At 71.3% G+C, this 17,180-nt stretch carries 16 protein-coding genes and 1 riboswitch; of the genes, 4 read left to right on the top strand and 12 right to left on the bottom strand.

Annotated elements, in window-relative coordinates; translation table 11 throughout:
* Nucleotides 1–191: 191 nt before the first annotated feature.
* Complete coding sequence (locus AC5L38_RS15655; RefSeq protein ID WP_495243516.1) at nt 192–1,133, top strand: SAM-dependent methyltransferase; 942 nt, start codon at nt 192–194, stop codon at nt 1,131–1,133.
* Between the two features lie 216 nt (nt 1,134–1,349).
* On the opposite strand, the gene AC5L38_RS15650 is transcribed toward AC5L38_RS15655, so the two are convergent.
* Nucleotides 1,350–2,549: a cytochrome P450 gene (locus AC5L38_RS15650; protein WP_495243515.1), complete on the bottom strand. Its 1,200-nt coding sequence runs from the start codon at nt 2,547–2,549 to the stop codon at nt 1,350–1,352.
* Nucleotides 2,550–2,576: 27 nt separating this feature from the next.
* Nucleotides 2,577–3,434, bottom strand: coding sequence for a TerC family protein (locus AC5L38_RS15645; RefSeq protein ID WP_495243514.1), 858 nt, complete (start codon nt 3,432–3,434; stop codon nt 2,577–2,579).
* Nucleotides 3,435–3,666: 232 nt separating this feature from the next.
* A riboswitch (SAM riboswitch) is annotated at nt 3,667–3,782 on the top strand.
* Between the two features lie 52 nt (nt 3,783–3,834).
* Between AC5L38_RS15645 and AC5L38_RS15640 the strand changes: the two genes are divergently transcribed.
* Genes AC5L38_RS15640 through AC5L38_RS15630 form a run of 3 tightly spaced genes read left to right on the top strand, consistent with a single transcriptional unit; the run spans nt 3,835 to nt 7,675 of the window.
* A complete protein-coding gene (locus AC5L38_RS15640) occupies nt 3,835–5,142 on the top strand; it encodes an aminotransferase class V-fold PLP-dependent enzyme (RefSeq protein WP_495243513.1) in 1,308 nt (435 codons plus the stop codon).
* A 17-nt stretch (nt 5,143–5,159) separates the two neighbouring features.
* Nucleotides 5,160–6,344: an NADH-quinone oxidoreductase subunit D gene (locus tag AC5L38_RS15635; protein ID WP_495243512.1), complete on the top strand. Its 1,185-nt coding sequence runs from the start codon at nt 5,160–5,162 to the stop codon at nt 6,342–6,344.
* Between the two features lie 17 nt (nt 6,345–6,361).
* Nucleotides 6,362–7,675, top strand: coding sequence for an acyltransferase family protein (locus tag AC5L38_RS15630; RefSeq protein WP_495243511.1), 1,314 nt, complete (start codon nt 6,362–6,364; stop codon nt 7,673–7,675).
* A gap of 51 nt (nt 7,676–7,726) precedes the next feature.
* Here AC5L38_RS15630 and AC5L38_RS15625 read toward each other — a convergent pair whose 3' ends face one another.
* The 10 genes from AC5L38_RS15625 to AC5L38_RS15580 all read right to left on the bottom strand — a co-directional run bounded on the left by AC5L38_RS15625 (nt 7,727) and on the right by AC5L38_RS15580 (nt 17,145).
* A complete protein-coding gene (locus AC5L38_RS15625) occupies nt 7,727–8,179 on the bottom strand; it encodes a DUF3180 domain-containing protein (protein ID WP_495243510.1) in 453 nt (150 codons plus the stop codon).
* Nucleotides 8,176–8,673, bottom strand: a complete 498-nt coding sequence (gene folK, locus AC5L38_RS15620) for a 2-amino-4-hydroxy-6-hydroxymethyldihydropteridine diphosphokinase (protein WP_495243509.1) — start codon at nt 8,671–8,673, stop codon at nt 8,176–8,178. The genes AC5L38_RS15625 and folK overlap by 4 nt, the downstream gene beginning before the upstream one ends.
* Nucleotides 8,670–9,059, bottom strand: a complete 390-nt coding sequence (gene folB / locus AC5L38_RS15615) for a dihydroneopterin aldolase (protein WP_495243758.1) — start codon at nt 9,057–9,059, stop codon at nt 8,670–8,672. The genes folK and folB overlap by 4 nt, the downstream gene beginning before the upstream one ends.
* 395 nt (nt 9,060–9,454) lie before the next feature.
* Nucleotides 9,455–9,895, bottom strand: coding sequence for a nuclear transport factor 2 family protein (locus AC5L38_RS15610; protein WP_350972537.1), 441 nt, complete (start codon nt 9,893–9,895; stop codon nt 9,455–9,457).
* Nucleotides 9,892–10,743, bottom strand: a complete 852-nt coding sequence (gene folP / locus AC5L38_RS15605) for a dihydropteroate synthase (protein ID WP_495243508.1) — start codon at nt 10,741–10,743, stop codon at nt 9,892–9,894. The genes AC5L38_RS15610 and folP overlap by 4 nt, the downstream gene beginning before the upstream one ends.
* Nucleotides 10,744–11,231: 488 nt before the next feature.
* Nucleotides 11,232–11,816, bottom strand: a complete 585-nt coding sequence (gene folE / locus AC5L38_RS15600) for a GTP cyclohydrolase I FolE (protein WP_495243507.1) — start codon at nt 11,814–11,816, stop codon at nt 11,232–11,234.
* A gap of 2 nt (nt 11,817–11,818) precedes the next feature.
* Complete coding sequence (ftsH, locus tag AC5L38_RS15595) at nt 11,819–13,822, bottom strand: ATP-dependent zinc metalloprotease FtsH (protein ID WP_495243506.1); 2,004 nt, start codon at nt 13,820–13,822, stop codon at nt 11,819–11,821.
* Between the two features lie 280 nt (nt 13,823–14,102).
* A complete protein-coding gene (gene hpt, locus AC5L38_RS15590) occupies nt 14,103–14,660 on the bottom strand; it encodes a hypoxanthine phosphoribosyltransferase (protein ID WP_362695307.1) in 558 nt (185 codons plus the stop codon).
* A gap of 12 nt (nt 14,661–14,672) precedes the next feature.
* Nucleotides 14,673–15,686, bottom strand: coding sequence for a tRNA lysidine(34) synthetase TilS (gene tilS / locus AC5L38_RS15585; protein WP_495243505.1), 1,014 nt, complete (start codon nt 15,684–15,686; stop codon nt 14,673–14,675).
* A 364-nt stretch (nt 15,687–16,050) separates the two neighbouring features.
* The gene (locus AC5L38_RS15580; protein ID WP_495243504.1) at nt 16,051–17,145 is read right to left on the bottom strand and encodes a zinc-dependent metalloprotease; all 1,095 of its coding nucleotides are present in this window, start codon (nt 17,143–17,145) and stop codon (nt 16,051–16,053) included.
* Between the last annotated feature and the right edge of the window lie 35 nt (nt 17,146–17,180).

The raw sequence follows: 17,180 nt of genomic DNA, 5'->3' as shown, positions 1-17,180 counted from the left end.
CCGGAGAACCCGCGGGCCCGGCTCACGCGGCGATCCGGACCGCGGCGCGCCGACGCGGCGTCGACGACGATCGCGTAAACCGGTGACAGAATGTAGTCATGCATTCACTCGAAGCGTCAGCCCGAGTCGATCTCGTTCCCCCGCCCCGGCGGGTAGCGTCTGAGAGCGTGTGGCTCACCTGGCGTGCCGCGATGGAGCATGCGCTCTACGGCGAAAGCGGCTTCTATCTCCGGGAGCGCCCCTCCAGCCATTTCCGGACATCGGTCGGCGCCTCCCCCGTCTTCGCCGAGGCCGTGCTGCGTGAGCTGGCCGCGATCGACGAGGCGCTCGGCGGCCCCGCCAGGCTCGACCTGGTCGACATCGGCGCCGGCGAGGGCGAGCTGGCGGCCGGCGTGCTGGCCGCGGCGCCGCCCGCGCTCCGGTCGAGACTGCGGGTGACCGCGGTCGACCTGGCGTCCCGGCCGCCGGAGCTGCCCGGGGAGATCGTCTGGGCGAGGGCCGCGCCGGACGGGATCCACGGGCTGGTGATCGCCAACGAGTGGCTCGACAACGTCCCGGTCGACGTCGCGGAGCAGACGGCGGACGGGCCCCGGCTGGTCATGGTCAACGTCACCGACGGTGAGGAGCGCCTCGGCGGCAGGCCCTCGGAGGTGGATCTCGCCTGGCTGGACCGATGGTGGCCGATGCGGACCGTCGGGGAGCGGGCCGAGATCGGCAGGCCGCGCGACAGGGCTTGGGCGTCGGTGATCGTACGGCTGGCGCGCGGCCGGGCGGTCGCGATCGACTACTCCCACGCCCTGGACGACCGGCCGCCGTACGGCACGCTGGCCGGATACCGCGACGGGGCGATGGTCGCGCCCGTGCCCGACGGCTCGTGCGACATCACCGCCCACGTGGCGCTCGACGCCTGCGCGGCCTCCGGCGAGAGCGCCGGGGCCGTCACGACGGCGCTGACCACGCAGCGCGAGGCGTTGCGCGCCCTCGGGGTCACCGGAGGACGCCCCCCGGTCGAGCAGGCCGGGAAAGACCCGCGCGGCTACCTGCAGGCTCTCGCCAGGGCCTCGGAGGAGGCGGAGCTCATCGCGGCGGGCGGCCTCGGCGGGTTCGGCTGGCTCTCCCAGAGCCGTCACTGACCCGCCGGGCCGATGCCGGCCGTCCCAGTGCCGCCGCCCACCCGCCGCACCGATGCCGGCCGTCCCGGAGCCGTCACCCGACCCGCCGCACCGATGCCGGCCGTCCCAGTGCCGCCGCCCACCCGCCGGGCCGATGTCGCTCCGGCGGGGCCCACCGCCCGGGACGGATCCCGCTCGCCGACGGGTCCCGCTCGCCGGCCGGGATTCGGCAGGTTCTCAGACCCGCACATCGAGGGAGGTCAGGCCCCGGATGACGTAGCCCGGGCCCCAGGAGGGCTCGGCGGCGAGCTCCATCTTCGGCGCTCTGCGCAGCAGGGCGCCGAAGGACTCGATCAGCTCGACCCTGGCCAGCGGCGCCCCCAGGCAGAAGTGGATGCCGGCGCCGAAGGAGATGTGCGGGTTGTCGGCCCGGCCCACGTCCAGGCGGGCGGGGTCGGCGAAGACCTCGGGGTCGCGGTTGGCCGAGCCGAACAGCAGCGCCACCTCGGCGCCGCGCGGGATGTCGACCCCGCCCACCGAGACGTCCTCCAGCACCCAGCGCTCGAACATCTGCAGCGGGGTGTCCCAGCGCATCAGCTCCTCGACCGCCGTGGGCAGCAGCGCGTGGTCGGCGCGGAGCCGGTCCAGCTCGGCCGGGTTGCGGAACAGCGACCACCAGCCGTTGCCGGTGACGTTGACGGTGGCCTCGTGCCCGGCGTTGAGCAGCAGCACGCAGGTGCCGACCAGCTCCTCCTCGGTGAGCCTGTCACCCTCGTCGGCCACCAGGGCGAGCGCGCTGATCAGGTCGTCACCGGGGTCGGCCCTGCGGGCGCGGGCCAGCTCGACGAGGTAGGCGGAGAACTCCTCGGCCGCCCGTACGGCCGTGTGCTGGGCCTCGACCGACGGCTGGAGCTCGTACATGCCGCAGATGTCGGCCGACCAGGGCCGCAGCAGGTGCCGGTCGGCCTCGGGGACGCCGAGCATCTCGGCGATCACGGTGACCGGGAGCGGCTCGGCGACCTCGGCGATCAGGTCTCCGCCGCCGCGCTCGACGAAGGCGTCCACCAGCTCCCCGGCCATGCGGGCGACCTTGGGGCGGAGCGCCTCGACCATACGGGGGGTGAACGCCTTCGACACCAGCCGCCGGAGCCTGGTGTGCACCGGCGGCTCGACGTCGAGCATCCCCGCCCTGATCACCCGCCAGAACGGGTCCTGGAACCCGGGGTCGTCCGGCCTGCCGAACTCCTGGTGCGAGGCCACGTGCAGGTAGGAGCGGCCGAGCCTGCGGTCCCGCAGCAGCGCGTTGACGTCGGCGTGCCTGGCCACCAGCCACTGGCCGGTCGGCTCGAAGAAGCTGACCGGCCGCTCCCGCCTCAGCTCGTCGTAGACGTCGTAGGGATGGGCGACGAATTCCGGATTCCAGGGATCAAAGAGCACGTAGGCATCGTAATCCCCGGCTCAGGATCAGGCCCGTTCGTCCGGCTTCCCCCTCTCGGCGGGCTCGTCGGCGCGACCCGACGGAGCCGCCTGACCCACCGGGGTCTCCGGGGTCTCCGGGGTTCCCGGAGCGGCCTCGCCCTCGGCCTCGTAGCGGGCTCGCAGCTCGACCGGCTTGCGCTTCGCCTTGCCGCGCATCCGGATGTTCAGCAGCTCCACCAGCAGCGAGAACGCCATGGCGAAGTAGATGTAGCCCTTGGAGATGTGCTGCTCGAACCCCTCGGCGATGAGCACGACACCGATCAGCACCAGGAAGGACAGCGCGAGCATCTTGATGCTCGGGTGCCGCTCCACGAAGCGGCTGATCGGCCCGGAGGCGACCAGCATCACGATGACCGAGACGATGACGGCCGCGATCATGACACCCAGCTCGTCGACCATGCCGACCGCGGTGATCACCGAGTCGAGCGAGAAGACGACGTCGAGGATCATGATCTGGATGATCACCGAGGTGAAGGACGCGGCCACCTTGCCCTCGGAGTGGCCCGAGTCGCCCTCCAGGCTGCCGTGCATCTCGTGGACGCTCTTGCCCAGCAGGAACAGGCCGCCGAGTATCAGGATCAGGTCGCGCCCCGATATCCCCTGCCCGAAGACCTCGAACATCGGTTCTGTGAGCCTCACCACCCACGACAACGCCAGCAGCAGCAGGAGGCGGCTGATCAGGGCGACGGCGAGGCCCAGCCTGCGAGCCCTGTCACGCTGCGCGGGCGGGAGCTTGCTCACCAGGATCGAGATGAAGATGATGTTGTCGATCCCCAGGACGATCTCCAGGGCGACAAGGGTGAAGAACCCTATCCATATCTCCGGGTTGGTCACCCAGTCCATTGCTTTCTCCTTCGTCGGTCGGCGCTTGGGACACACCGTCGGCCAACTGCCCGAACGCTTCTTCGGCTGACTGCCAGGACGACCGGGAGACGCCCGGAGTTCCTCTCCTTCATCACGCTTCGCTGTCAATTCGCCGGGCGCTCCCGAAGGCGCCCGTCCAGGCTCTGATATCGGGTTGATCACATTTCGGACTTGCGAGGCACCGCGGGGTGTCGGTTATAGTTCCCCCGTAGGTCATGAGTGCCAGTGACAAGCCCCGGCTCGCTGGCCGGCAACCCTCGCGTCCGCGGCGGGGTGCCCCGGGTGAGGACCTGGTCCGGCACGAGGTGTGCCGGGCAAGCGCGGGCTCCAGGCACCTGTGTCACGGGTTGGGGTCCGATGACCTCGAAGGAGCCCTGGCATGTCCACCCTGACGATCTTCAGCACCCCCGAGAGCCTCGTCCCCGCTCACGCGAGCACCCCCGAGACCCGTACGCCGGGTGACCGCCCGATCCCGGCCGTGCTCGGCTCGGACCTGGAGGTCCCGGTCAGGGGCGGCAGGCTCGTCCGCTACGCCAACCTCGACTACGCCGCGAGCGCCCCCTGTCTGGAGCCGGTGAGCGCCGCCGTCGCCGCCGCGCTCCCGGCCTACTCCAGCGTCCACCGCGGCGCCGGGTACGCGTCCCAGCTGACCACGGCCCGCTACGAGCAGGCCAGGCACACGGTGCGCGCCTTCGTCGGCGCCCGGCCCGACGACTCGGTGATCTTCACCCGCAACACCACGGACGCGACCAACCTGCTCGCCCGCAGCCTGCCCGAGGGCACCACCGCCGTGGTCTTCGACACCGAGCACCACGCCTCGCTGCTGCCCTGGGAGCGGGCCGTGCGGCTCGCGGCCCCCGCCTTCCCCGGCGAGGCCGTCCGGGCCGCCGACGACGCCCTCGCCTCGATCGACGGCCCCAAGCTGCTGGTCGTGACCGCCGCCTCCAACGTCACCGGGGAGCTCTGGCCGATCGCCGCGCTGGCCCACATCGCCCACCGCCACGGGGCCCGCGTCCTCGTCGACGCCGCGCAGCTCGTCCCGCACCGCCGCCTCAACCTGACGGCGCTCGACCTGGACTACGTGGTCTTCTCCGGCCACAAGCTCTACGCGCCGTTCGGCACCGGCGCGCTGATCGGCCGCTCCGACTGGCTGGCCGAGGCCGAGCCGTACCTGCGGGGCGGCGGCGCGGTGAAGGCCGTGAACGACGACGGCACCGAGTGGCACGACGACCCCGAGGCCCGGCACGAGGCCGGGACCCCGAACGTGCTGGGCGCCGTCGCGCTCGCCGCGGCCTGCGACGCCCTGACCGCCACCGGCTGGACCCCGCTGGTCCGCGAGGAGGAGCGCCTCCTCGGGCGCCTGCGCGCGGGCCTCGCCTCCGTCCCCGGCGTCCACGAGCTGTCCCTGTGGGGCCCGGACCACCCGCGCGTCGGCATCGTCTCCTTCGTGGTGGACGGCTTCACCGCCCGCGAGGTCGCCGAGGCCCTGTCCGGCGACTACGGCATCGGCGTCCGCGACGGCAAGTTCTGCGCCCACCCCTTCGTACGGCACCTGCTGGGCGCCAAGGACGGCGGCTGCGACGACGTCACCGCCTCCGCCGTCCGCGCCTCCATCGGCATCGGCACGACCTCCGAGCACGTCGACCGGTTGGTCGAGGCCCTGCGGGATCTTGCCTCGCGCGGCTGACGTGACAGCATGGCCCTATGACTGAAGGCGCGCCCCGCGAGCTGAACGTGGGAATGGGGGCGGGCGCCGAGGCCGTGCGGGGGGCGTACGGCAAGGAGCTCGCGACCGAGGACATGATCCTCAACATCGGACCGCAGCACCCCTCCACGCACGGCGTGCTGCGGCTGCGGCTCACGCTGGACGGGGAGCGGATCAGCGCGGCCGAGCCGATCGTGGGCTACATGCACCGGGGCGCCGAGAAGCTCTTCGAGGTGCGCGACTACCGGCAGATCATCGTGCTGGCCAACCGGCACGACTGGCTGTCGGCGTTCGCCAACGAGCTGGGCGTCGTCCTCGCGGTGGAGCGGATGCTCGGCATGGAGGTGCCTGTCAGGGCGGTCTGGACGCGCACGCTGATGGCCGAGCTCAACCGGGTGCTCAGCCACCTGATGTTCCTCGGCTCCTACCCGCTGGAGCTGGGCGCGATCACCCCGATGTTCTACGCGTTCCGGGAGCGCGAGACCCTCCAGGCCGTGATGGAGGAGATCTCCGGCGGGCGCATGCACTACATGTTCAACCGGGTCGGCGGCCTCAAGGAGGAGATCCCCGAAGGGTGGACGGGCCGGGTCGCCCAGGCCGTGGCCGACGTGCGGCGGCGGCTGCCCGACATCGAGAACCTCGTCGCCGGGAACGAGATCTTCCTCGCCCGCACGCGCGGGGTGGGCGTCCTCGACCGCGAGACGATCATGCAGTACGGCGTGAGCGGCCCCATCGCCCGCGCCGCGGGCGTCGACGTCGACCTGCGCAGGGACGAGCCCTACCTCGCCTACGGCGAGCTGCCGGTGAAGGTCGTCACCCGGTCGGCGGGAGACTGCCACGCCCGGTTCGAGGTGCTGCTGGAGCAGGTGAAGGTCTCCCTCGACCTGGCCGACGCCTGCGTGGAACGGCTCCTCGACCTGCCCCCGGGGCCGGTCAACCAGCGCCTGCCCAAGGTGTTGAAGGTTCCCGAGGGCCACACCTACGCCTGGACGGAGAGCCCGCTCGGCCTCAACGGCTACTACCTGGTCTCGCGCGGGGAGAAGACGCCGTGGCGGATGAAGCTCCGCTCGGCCTCCTTCAACAACGTCCAGGTGCTGCGCGAGATGCTTCCCGGCCACCTGGTCGCGGACATGGTGGCCATCCTGGGTTCGATGTTCTTCGTCGTCGGCGACATCGACAAGTAAGGCACGGTTGCAACCGCATGATCGAACCCGGTGAGGACCAGGAGAGGGCGACCCCCTCGGCGCTCCCCACCCCCTCCGCACCGCCCGCCCCCCGCACCTTCTCCGCGACCTCTCCGGGAACCCCCGAGCCTTCTCCCGGAACCCCCGAGCCCGTCACTTCTCCGGGAGCCCCCGAGCCCGGCGCGACCGTCACCGGAACCACCACGACCTCGGATCCCGTTCCGCCCGAGACTCCCCCCGCCGGGGACGGGCCGCGCCGGGACCGGTACGTCGACTGGTTGCGCGCGTTCAGCCTGATCGTCGTGGTCGTCTGGCACTGGGCGTTCACGATCCTGCAGTGGGGCCCCGACGGCCCCTCGCCGACGAGCCCGCTGGGTTTCACCTCGGGGTTGTGGATACTGACGTGGCTGCTGCAGGTGCTGCCGCTCTTCTTCTACGTGGGCGGGTACGTCCACCTGCTGTCGTGGAACCGGGCCTGCGAGCGCGGTGTCGGCATCGGCACCTTCGTGTGGCGGCGCATCCGGAGCCTCGCGATCCCCGCGCTGGCGCTGGCCGGGACCTGGATCGTGTTCGGCGCGCTCGTGGCGTGGGCGCTCGGGATCGAGTGGATGGACCGCGTGGTCCTGCTCGTCATCAGCCCGCTCTGGTTCATCGGCGTCTACCTCGTGCTGATCGCCCTGCTCCCGATCTCGCTCTGGCTGCACCGGCACTACGACGTGCTGGCCCTGATCTGGCTGGCGGGGGCGGCGCTCGTCGTCGACGTGCTGCGGCTGCGCTACGGGTACGAGGCCGCGGGCTGGCTCAACATGATCATCGTCTGGGGACTGGCCCACCAGGCCGGTTTCTTCTACGACAGGGTGGTGGCGCTTCCCCGCCGCTTCGACGTCGCCATCCTGTGGACCGGCCTGTTCGCCCTCTTCGGCCTGGTCTACTCGGGCATCTACCCGGGTTCGATGGTGGGCGTCCCCGGCGACAAGCTCTCCAACATGGCCCCGCCCACCTTCGTCATCGTGGCGCTCCTGATCTTCCAGATCGGCCTGGTGGAGGTGCTGAGGCCGTCCATGGAACGCCTGCTCGAACGTCCCAGGTGGCAGCGCGTGAACGAGACGGTCAACCGGTTCGCGCTCCCGCTGTTCCTGTTCCACACGACCGGCATGGCGATCTGGGTGGCGCTGACCTGGTGGCTGGCGGGCGGCGGGCCCGGCTCGGGGGTGCGGCCCGACCTGTTCTGGTGGCTGGAGCGCCCCGTGGCCGTCGCCGGGGCGCTGGTCTGCACGCTCCCGGTCATCATGCTCTTCGGCCGCAAGTGGACGGCGAGACGGCCGCGTTAGGAAGCGGCGGCCACGCCGGGACACGGCGGCCACGCCGGCGCGGCGCCCGCCTCAGCGGTCGTCGTCCGCGGAGTCCTTGGGAACCTTGCAGCAGTGCTCCAGGTACAGGGCCGAGCAGATCAGCAGCACGCACGCCAGCAGCGACCCGCCGGTGATGAAGAAGTCGCGGCGGGGGACCTCCTGCTCCAGCAGCTCCACCGTGTAGAGGGTGAACCCGGCGAAGATCCCGCCGAAGATCGCCCCGCCGTACGCGGAGGCCTTGGCCAGGGCGGCCAGGCGGGCCACGGCCAGGGGTTCGACGGGCTTGGTGTCGGGCCTGCGCTCGATCCTGGCCTTCGTCATCCAGCCGCTGTAGAACTCGCCGATCGCCAGCAGCAGCACCGTCGGGATCGCCGTCCACGGCACGGTCGGCAGATCCGAGTAGAGCGGTCTGAGCAGCCCCCAGGTGAGAATCGCGAACACGAGGAAGATCCCGATGAGAACGCCGGGACGGGTTGGCTTCACGCGGGCCTCTGGAGGGTCAGGTCGGGGCGCGGCCGTACGTATCCCTGGTCGAGACCGGCCAGCAGGTCGGCCACCCGCCGCCCGGAGAGGACGGCGCCGGGGTCGGCCCGCACCCAGGGGACCAGCACGAACGCGCGCTCGTGCGCCCTGGGGTGCGGCAGGGTGAGGTCGGGGTCGTCCATGACGACGTCCCCCACGGTGATCAGGTCGACGTCCAGGGTGCGCGCTCCCCAGCGCTCCACCCGGACCCTTCCGAAGGCGTTCTCCACACCTTGAGCACGATCGAGGAGCTCCCGGGGTTCCAGCGCGCTCTCGGCGACCACCACGGCGTTGAGGTAGGCGCCCTGTTCCGGCCCGCCGACCGGGTCGGTCTCGTAGACCGGCGACACCGCGACGAACGTGAGCCCCGGCTGCTCGAAGAGGGCGTCGAGCGCGCCCCGCAGGGTGTCGAACCGGTCGCCCAGGTTGCTGCCGAGCGCCAGGACCACCCTCATCCCCGGCCCCGGGTGATCGTCACGATCACGTCGTCGAACGGCAGCGGGATCGGCGCGGCGGGCTTGTGCACGCTCACCTCCGCCGCCTGGACGAGCTCGCGGGACAGGCAGACGTCGGCCAGCCGCTGGGCGAGGGTCTCGATCAGGTCGACCGGCTCGCCCCCCACGACCCGCGCCAGGTCCTCGGCGAGCTCGCCGTAGTGGACGGTCCTGGTGAGGTCGTCACCGGCCGCCGCCGGCGCCGTGTCGAGGAACAGGGTGACGTCGACGACGAACTCCTGGCCGAGCTCCCGCTCCGCCGCCAGCACGCCGTGCCGACCGCGCACCCGCAGCCCTCTCAGGCTGATCCGGTCGGTGGCCCTCCTGCCGGACGCGCCCGGCGGCAGGCCGTACGCCACCTCCCCTGACAGGCCCGGGGCGAGGTTCCCCAGCGGGTCCAGCGGGTCCAGCGGGTCCGGCGACCGGCCGCCGACCGGCTCGTCGGCCGGGTCTCCGATCAGGTCGCTGACGCCGTCGTCGATCCGCAGTGGCGCGTCGTCGCGGCCCCCGGACCCGTCACCGCCGTCGAACCCGCCCCCGAATCCGTTCCCGGACCCGTCACCGCCGTCGAACCCGTCCCCGAATCCGTTCCCGAACCCGTCACCGGCTCGCCCCGCGCCCACTGTGGAATCGACGCGCCCGCCGGGCCGCCCGTTTGTCACGAAGCCGCCGTTCGCGGCGGGCCGCTCCCCTGCCGCCGGGTGACCGCCACTCCCGCCGGACCGTTCACCGGTGCGCTCGCTCACGCGGCTTCCTCTTCCTCGTCCTCGTCGTCACCCTGCAGCACGGGTGAACCGTGGTGCAGCCAGAGCCGCCACCCCGCCGACGTCCGCACGAAGGTGTTGCTCGCGACCACCTTGCCCGCCGCGAAGCTGGAATCACCTTCGTCGCCCGCGGTGAGGATGTTCTCCTCACAGGTGAGGATGGCGACGTCGCCCAGGACCATGACACGGACGTCGGTCAGCACGAACTGGATGTAGGGCGTGTTGGCCATGATGAGCGCCCACGAGCGCAGCACCTCCTGCCGGCCGTTCACGATCGGCCAGCCGGGGTGGACGCAGCTCACCTGCTCACCCTCGATGTCCTCGGCCCAGATCTCGGTCATCCGGTCGAGGTCGGCGTCCTCGATGGCGGTGTAGAACGCCTGGTTGACCGTCTCGACGGCGGTGGTGTCGACGCTCATGATCTCGCTCCCTGAACTGCGGCAGCCACACGGACGGCGTCCGCGTTCGGACGGACGTCGTGCACGCGCACACACCAGGCCCCCGCCTGCGCGGCGAGCGCGGTCACGGCGAGCGTGGCATCGTCACTACGACTGAAAGGGCGCGGCACGCCCTCCGGGTCGGCCAGGAGGCGACCCAGGAAGCGTTTCCGCGAGGCTCCGACGAGCAGCGGGTAACCCAGCTCCGCGAGCCTGTCGACGCCCGCGATCAGCGCCCAGTTGTGTTCGGGGTTCTTGGAGAAGCCCAGCCCCGGGTCGAGCACGATCTGCTCCTCCGCCACCCCCTCGGCCAGCACGGAGGCGACCCGCTTGGCGAGCTCCTCGCGCACCTCGGTCACCACGTCGCCGTACACGGCCCTGCGGTCCATGGCGTGGCTGTGCCCCCGCCAGTGCATCACCACGTACGGCACCCCGGAGGCGGCCACGACCCTCGGCATCGCCGGGTCGGCCAGCCCTCCGCTGACGTCGTTGACCAGTCTCGCCCCGGCGTCCACGGCCATCTGGGCGACCTCGGCCCGCATGGTGTCGACGCTGACGGTGACGCCCTCGCGGCTCAGCCCCCGGATGACGGGCTCCACCCTGGCGAGTTCCTCCTCCAGCGACACCCGCGCGGCGCCGGGCCTGGTGGACTCGCCACCGACGTCGACGATGTCGGCGCCCTGCTCGACCAGCTCCAGGCCGTGACGCACGGCCACCGCCGGGTCGAACCACCTGCCCCCGTCGGAGAAGGAGTCGGGAGTCACGTTGACCACGCCCATCACGAGGCACCGGCCCGCGTCCGGCAGCCCGGGCACACTCCACGTAGTCATGGCGACCAGCCTAGGCGTTGCGCACTGTACGCCCGTCTCGTGGGTCCGGCTTGCGCCATAACGAATCCGCACACCCGTCACAGGGCGGACGGCCCTCGGCCGGTGTCGCGCCCGGGACCTCTGGCCGGCATGCGTTCTCCTCCACTCGGGGTCGGCGGCTCCGCGGGACCTTCGGGCGTGGCCGTCTCGATCCGAGAGTCGGAGAAAAGCCCGGCCCTGCCGGGTGTGGCGATATTAGCCCGGTCACGGTCGGCCTGGGGAACTTTCCCCCTCCCGCAGCCCTTCCCGGCCACCGAGCCGGCCGGGTCCGGCCACCGGCCCGGCCGCGGCCCTGCCGGGATCCCGATAGAGCCCCTGACGAACCCGGCCGCGGCCCTGCCGGGGATCCTGACAGAGCCCCTGAGAAAGCGGAAACCCCGCCCGGACCGCCGATCGGCGGTCCGGGCGGGGTCACCCGTACAGGCTCTCGAAAGCGCGAGGGAGGGCGATCAGCGGATGATGAGGGCCATCGCCTCGGCGCGGGTCTTGTCACTGTTGCGGAAGTCGCCGCGCACCGCCGAGGTGATCGTCTTGGCGCCCGGCTTGCGGACCCCCCGCATGGTCATGCAGAGGTGCTCGCACTCGATCACGACGATGACCCCCCGCGGCTCCAGCACGTTCATGAGCGCGTCGGCGATCTGGGAGGTCATCCGCTCCTGCACCTGGGGACGCCTGGCGTACACGTCGACGAGGCGGGCGAGCTTGGACAGGCCGGTGACCTGCCCCTTCGCGTTCGGGATGTAGCCGACGTGGGCGACGCCGTGGAAGGGCACGAGGTGGTGCTCGCAGGTCGAGTAGACCTCGATGTCGCGGACGAGCACCATCTCGTCGTGGTCGACGTCGAAGACCGTGGTCAGGACGTCCTCCGGGGCCTGCCCCAGCCCGGCGAACTGCTCCGCGTAGGCGCGGGCGACGCGGGCGGGGGTGTCGCGGAGCCCGTCGCGGTCGGGATCCTCACCGATGGCGATGAGGATCTCCCGGACGGCGCCTTCCAGCCGGGCCGCGTCGACCTGAAGCGGCTTGGCACCACCCACGCTCAGTTCACGTCCTTGGGCGAGACGTCGGGGTGACCCGTCCCCGCCGGGAGGGCGCCGTTGCCGCCGGCCTCGCCCGCGGGGAGCGAGCCGTTGCCGGACTGCTCCTTGCGGGACAGGATCGGCGGGCGGTTGGAGGGCAGCCGCTTGCCGTAGCCGGAGTAGGAGGGCCTCTTCTCCTTGACGACGACCGGGGCGAAGATCTGCAGAACCTGGTCGCGGGAGAGGGTTTCCTTCTCCATCAGCTCCAGCACCAGGTTGTCGAGCACGTCGCGGTACTCGACGAGGATCTCCCAGGCCTGGTCGTGACCGGACTCGATGAGACGGCGGACCTCCTCGTCGATCGTGGAGGCGATCTTCTCGGAGTAGTCGCGCTCGTGGCCCATCTCACGGCCGAGGAAGACCTCGCCGTTGCCGCTGCCGAACTTGCGGGCGCCGAGCTGCTCGCTCATGCCGTACTCGGTGACCATGCGGCGGGCGATGGAGGTGGCCTTCTCGATGTCGTTGGAGGCACCGGTGGTGGGCTCGTGGAAGACGAGCTCCTCCGCCGTACGGCCGCCGAGGAGCATCGCGAGCTGGTCCAGCATCTCCGAGCGGGTCGCGAGGAACTTGTCCTCCATCGGCAGCGTCATCGTGTAACCGAGGGCGCGTCCGCGGGACAGGATCGTGATCTTGTGGACCGGGTCGGAGTTGGGCAGCGCGTGCGCGACCAGGGCGTGCCCACCCTCGTGGTACGCGATGATCTTCTTTTCCTGGTCCGACATGACGCGGGACTTGCGCTCGGGCCCGGCCATCACGCGGTCGATGGACTCCTCCAGGAGCTCCATCGTGATCAGCTTCTCGTCGGCCCGCGCGGTGAGCAGCGCGGCCTCGTTGATCACGTTGGCCAGGTCGGCACCGGTGAAACCGGGCGTCCGGCGGGCGATGATGTCGAGGTCGACGCCCTCGGCGAAGGGCTTGCCGCGGCCGTGCACCTTGAGGATGCCCTTGCGGCCCTCCAGGTCGGGGCGGTCGACGGTGACCTGGCGGTCGAAACGACCGGGGCGCAGCAGCGCGGGGTCGAGGATGTCGGGCCGGTTGGTCGCGGCGATCAGGATCACGCCGCCCTTGACGTCGAAGCCGTCCATCTCGACGAGGAGCTGGTTCAGCGTCTGCTCGCGCTCGTCGTGGCCGCCGCCGAGACCGGCGCCGCGGTGGCGGCCCACCGCGTCGATCTCGTCGATGAAGATGATCGCCGGAGCGTTCGCCTTGGCCTGCTCGAACAGGTCACGGACTCGCGAGGCGCCGACACCGACGAACATCTCGACGAAGTCGGAACCGGAGATGGAGTAGAACGGCACCCCGGCCTCACCGGCGACGGCCCTGGCGAGCAGGGTCTTGCCGGTTCCGGGCGGGCCGTAGAGCAGGACGCCCTTGGGGATCTTGGCGCCGATCGCCTGGAACTTGGCCGGGGCCTGCAGGAACTCCTTGATCTCCTGGAGTTCCTCGATGGCCTCGTCGGCACCCGCGACGTCGGCGAAGGTGGTCTTCGGGGTGTCCTTGGTGATGAGTTTCGCCTTCGACTTGCCGAAGTTCATCACCCTGGAGCCGCCGCCCTGCATCTGGTTCATGATGAACAGGAAGAACAGCACGATGAGAACGATCGGCAGGAAGCTCACCAGGAGCCCGAGAAGGAAGTTCTCCTTGGGCACGTCGACGTTGTATCCGCCGGGCAGCTTGTTGGCGTCCTCGGCCGCCTGGAGCTTGTCGGCGAGCTGCACGCCCTGCCCCGTCACCCACGAGGAGTAGTAGCGCTTCTTGTCGGTCAGAGTGACCTCGATGCGCTGGTCCTTGTCGATGATCTTGGCGTTCGAGACCTTGCCCTCGTCGATCCAGCTGACGATCTTTGAGGTGTCGGCCCTCTCGAAGTTGCCCTCACCGCCCCACATGGAGGTGACGAGAAGGAGCAGTACGACGATGCCCAGGATCCACAGCAGTGGCCCACGTGTAAATCGCTTGAGATCCATCCGATGCGGAACCCCGGCGGGCCCGTCCCTTCCTGACCAGAGCCTGGCAACCCCGGGCGAACCCGGGGTTCGCGGTATCCCTAACCGCTCCAACTGACTACCCAGAGACGGCGGGAGGCCACCTCTTCGGTTGTCCGAAGGTACACCGGCGTGGCGCGCGGGGTCACCGCGCGGACAGACCGGCTTTGCCCTACCAACGTACGTCAGGTAGGTCCGTGTTCCCCGCCGCTATGGGCAATGTCGCGTTTGTGAACGGCTTACTTCGCGCAGGGCGTACTTTTCAGCCCGCTCCGTATACGTGGGGGGCGAGAGTTCCGATGAAGGGAAGGTTGCGGTAACGCTCGGCGTAGTCGAGGCCGTAACCGATCACGAACTCGTTGGGGATGTCGAAACCGATGTACTTCACGTCGATCGGCACCTTGACCGCGTCCGGCTTGCGCAGCGCGGCGCAGATCTCCACCGAGGCGGGGTTGCGCGACTTCAGGTTGTGGACCAGCCACGACAGGGTCAGGCCGGAGTCGATGATGTCCTCGACGACCAGGACGTGGCGGCCGGCGATGTCGGTGTCGAGGTCCTTGAGCACCCGCACGACGCCCGACGACCTGGTTCCCGCCCCGTAGGAGGAGACGGCCATCCAGTCCATCTGCACGGGCAGGTGCAGGGCTCTCGCCAGGTCCGCCATCACCATGACCGCGCCCTTGAGCACGCCCACGATCAGCAGGTCCTTGCCCGCGTAGTCCTCGTCGATCCGGCTCGCGAGCTCTTTGATCTTGGCTTGGAGCTCTTCCTCGGGAATGAGGACCTTCGAGAGGTCCCGGCCCATATCGGCTGCGTCCACCTGGGATTTTCCTTACGAAACGGGGCTGGCTGGCTGTCTGGCGAGTATCAGGGTGTCATACCGGCGGATCGCGCCCACCCCCCCGGGCACCTCTACGCGCCGCTGCCCCCGCCACGCCGTGATCAGACGGTCGACCTGCAGGACGTGTGAGGCCGCGAGCGTGCCGGGCGGCGATCCCGCGTCGATCGCCGCCCTCCGCAACACCCTCCGCCGCACGGCGGCCGGAAGTGCCTCCAGGTCCCGTACGGCCACCGTCACCGCTCCGATATCGCTTAGAGCGCAATCCCGTACGGCGACGCGGGCGTAGACCTCCCCGGCCCAGGCGTCCAGCGCGTCGGCGTCGTCGCGGCACAGGGAGGCGGTCCTGGCGAGCGCCTCGGCGACGCCGGGGCCGAGCTCGTCCTCCAGGGCGGGCAGCAGCCGCTCGCGGACCCGGACCCGGGTGTAGCGGGGGTCGAGGTTGTGCGGGTCGTCCCACGGGGTCAGGCCGAGCGCCGCGCAGGCCGCCACGGTCGTCGCGCGGCCGAGCTCCAGAAGCGGACGCCGGTAGATCCCGGCCCGGGCGGGCATCCCGGCCAGCGACCGGGTGCCGCTCCCCCTGGCCAGCCCGAGCAGCACGGTCTCGGCCTGGTCGTCCCTGGTGTGCCCGAGCAGCACGGCCACCGCCCCGAGACGCTCCGCCGCCTCCGACAGGGCCGCGTACCTGGCCTGCCTGGCCGCCGCCTCCGGCCCTCCCGAGGTGCCGACGGAGACGGGCAGCGCCTCGGCGAGGTCGAGCCCCAGACCGGGCGCGAGCCGTACGACGTCGCCCGCGCGGTCGCCCGACCCCTCCTGCAGGCCGTGGTCGACGCTGAGCAGACCGGCGCGCAGCCCCGCGCGGGGCGCCGTGAAGCCCAGCGCGGCGGCCAGGGCCAGGGAGTCGGCACCGCCGCTGCACGCGGCCAGCACGAGGGAGCCCGGCTCCATGTCGCCCAGCGCGAGCCGTACGGCGCGTCGGACGTCGGCGACGGCGGGATGCGGACCCATGCCCGCCATTGTCCGGCCTTCGGAGGCAAGGCGGCGCGACCGCCCCGCTCGCGGCCGGTCCCGAAGCGGGTGCCCGCCCACGATCGTGGTCAGGCTCCGCTCAGACCTGTCCTCGGACCGGGCCTCGCGATCACGGCCGGTCCCGGGAGCGGGCGCCTGGCCGCGATCGTCCTCGGGCGAGGCCGGGCACCGCTCAGACCCGTCCTCGGGGCGAGTGACCGCCCGCGATCGGCCTCGGGCGGGGTCGGGCATCGCTCACGGCCGGCCCTCGGGCCGGGCGTCGCGTTCGTGAGCGGCCTCGGACCGGCCGGGCGGCCCGGTCGAGCCGGATGGTCCGGTCGATCGGGTGACCCGGCCGGGCCGGTCAGCCGATGGTGCCGCTGGCCTCGGGGATGGCCGGGGTGCCGATCACCCTGGCGATCCAGCGCTCCGGCTTGGCGATCTCCGCCTGGGTGGGGAGCGTCTCCGGCGAGGTCCAGACCTTGTTGAAGCCGTCGATGCCCACCTGCCCCACGACCGTGCGGACGAAGGCCGAGCCCTCGGCGTACTGCTTCATCTTGAGGTCGAGGCCGAGCAGCCTGCGGATCGTGCGGTCGAGACGGGAACCGCCCTCGCGGCGGTGGTGGAACTTGGCGCGGATGTCGGCGACCGAGGGGACCACCGAGGGGCCGACCGCGTCCATGACGTAGTCGCCGTGCCCCTCGACCAGGGTCATCACCGCGGTGAGCCGGTCGAGGATCACCTTCTGCTCGGGCGTCTGGATCGCGTCGATCAGGTTGCCCTCCCCGCCCCTGACGACGTCCGTGAACGTGCCGGCGGCCGAGCGGAGCCGCTCCAGCAGCGCGGGCAGGTCGATGTCGGAGGCGAGCAGGAAGTCGGTCGTCTGCGTCCTGACGTACTCGCGCAGCCAGGGGACGCCGGTGAACTGCACCCGGTGGGTCTCCTCGTGCAGGCAGACCCAGAGGCGGAAGTCACGCGGGTTGACGTTGAGTTCCTGCTCGGCGTGGACGATGTTGGGCGCGACCAGGGTGAGGCGTCCCGTGGGCGCCTGGCCGGTCGGGTCGGGCGGCAGGAACAGCTCGTACTGCCCCAGCACCCGGGAGGCGAGGAAGGCCAGCACCGCGCCCACCTCGACCCCGGTGACGCGCGAGCCCACCGCGCTCACGATCGCCGGCGTCTGGTTGCCCCGGGCGGCCATCCGCTCGGTGAGCGGCTCCAGCACCACCCGGAACCCCTCGATGTTGGCCTTGATCCAGCCGGGCCTGTCGACGACGGTCGCGGCCTGCGGCGCGGTCTCGGTGTCGATTCGGGTGAACTCGCGGACGTGCCCCTCGGCCTCGCGCGAGAGCCGCCGTAAATCGGCGACGGCCTGCCGGGCCTCCTCTCGGCTGACTTGCGGCCCGGGGCGCACCAGGCGCGTTCCGGTCGCTACGGCAAGATCCCAGTCGATCACCTGCATACCGTCCACCGTACGTGCTCCGCCGCCGACTCGCG

This window comes from Streptosporangium nanhuense, assembly GCF_059358815.1.
This window is presented reverse-complemented; position numbering and strand designations above follow the sequence as displayed.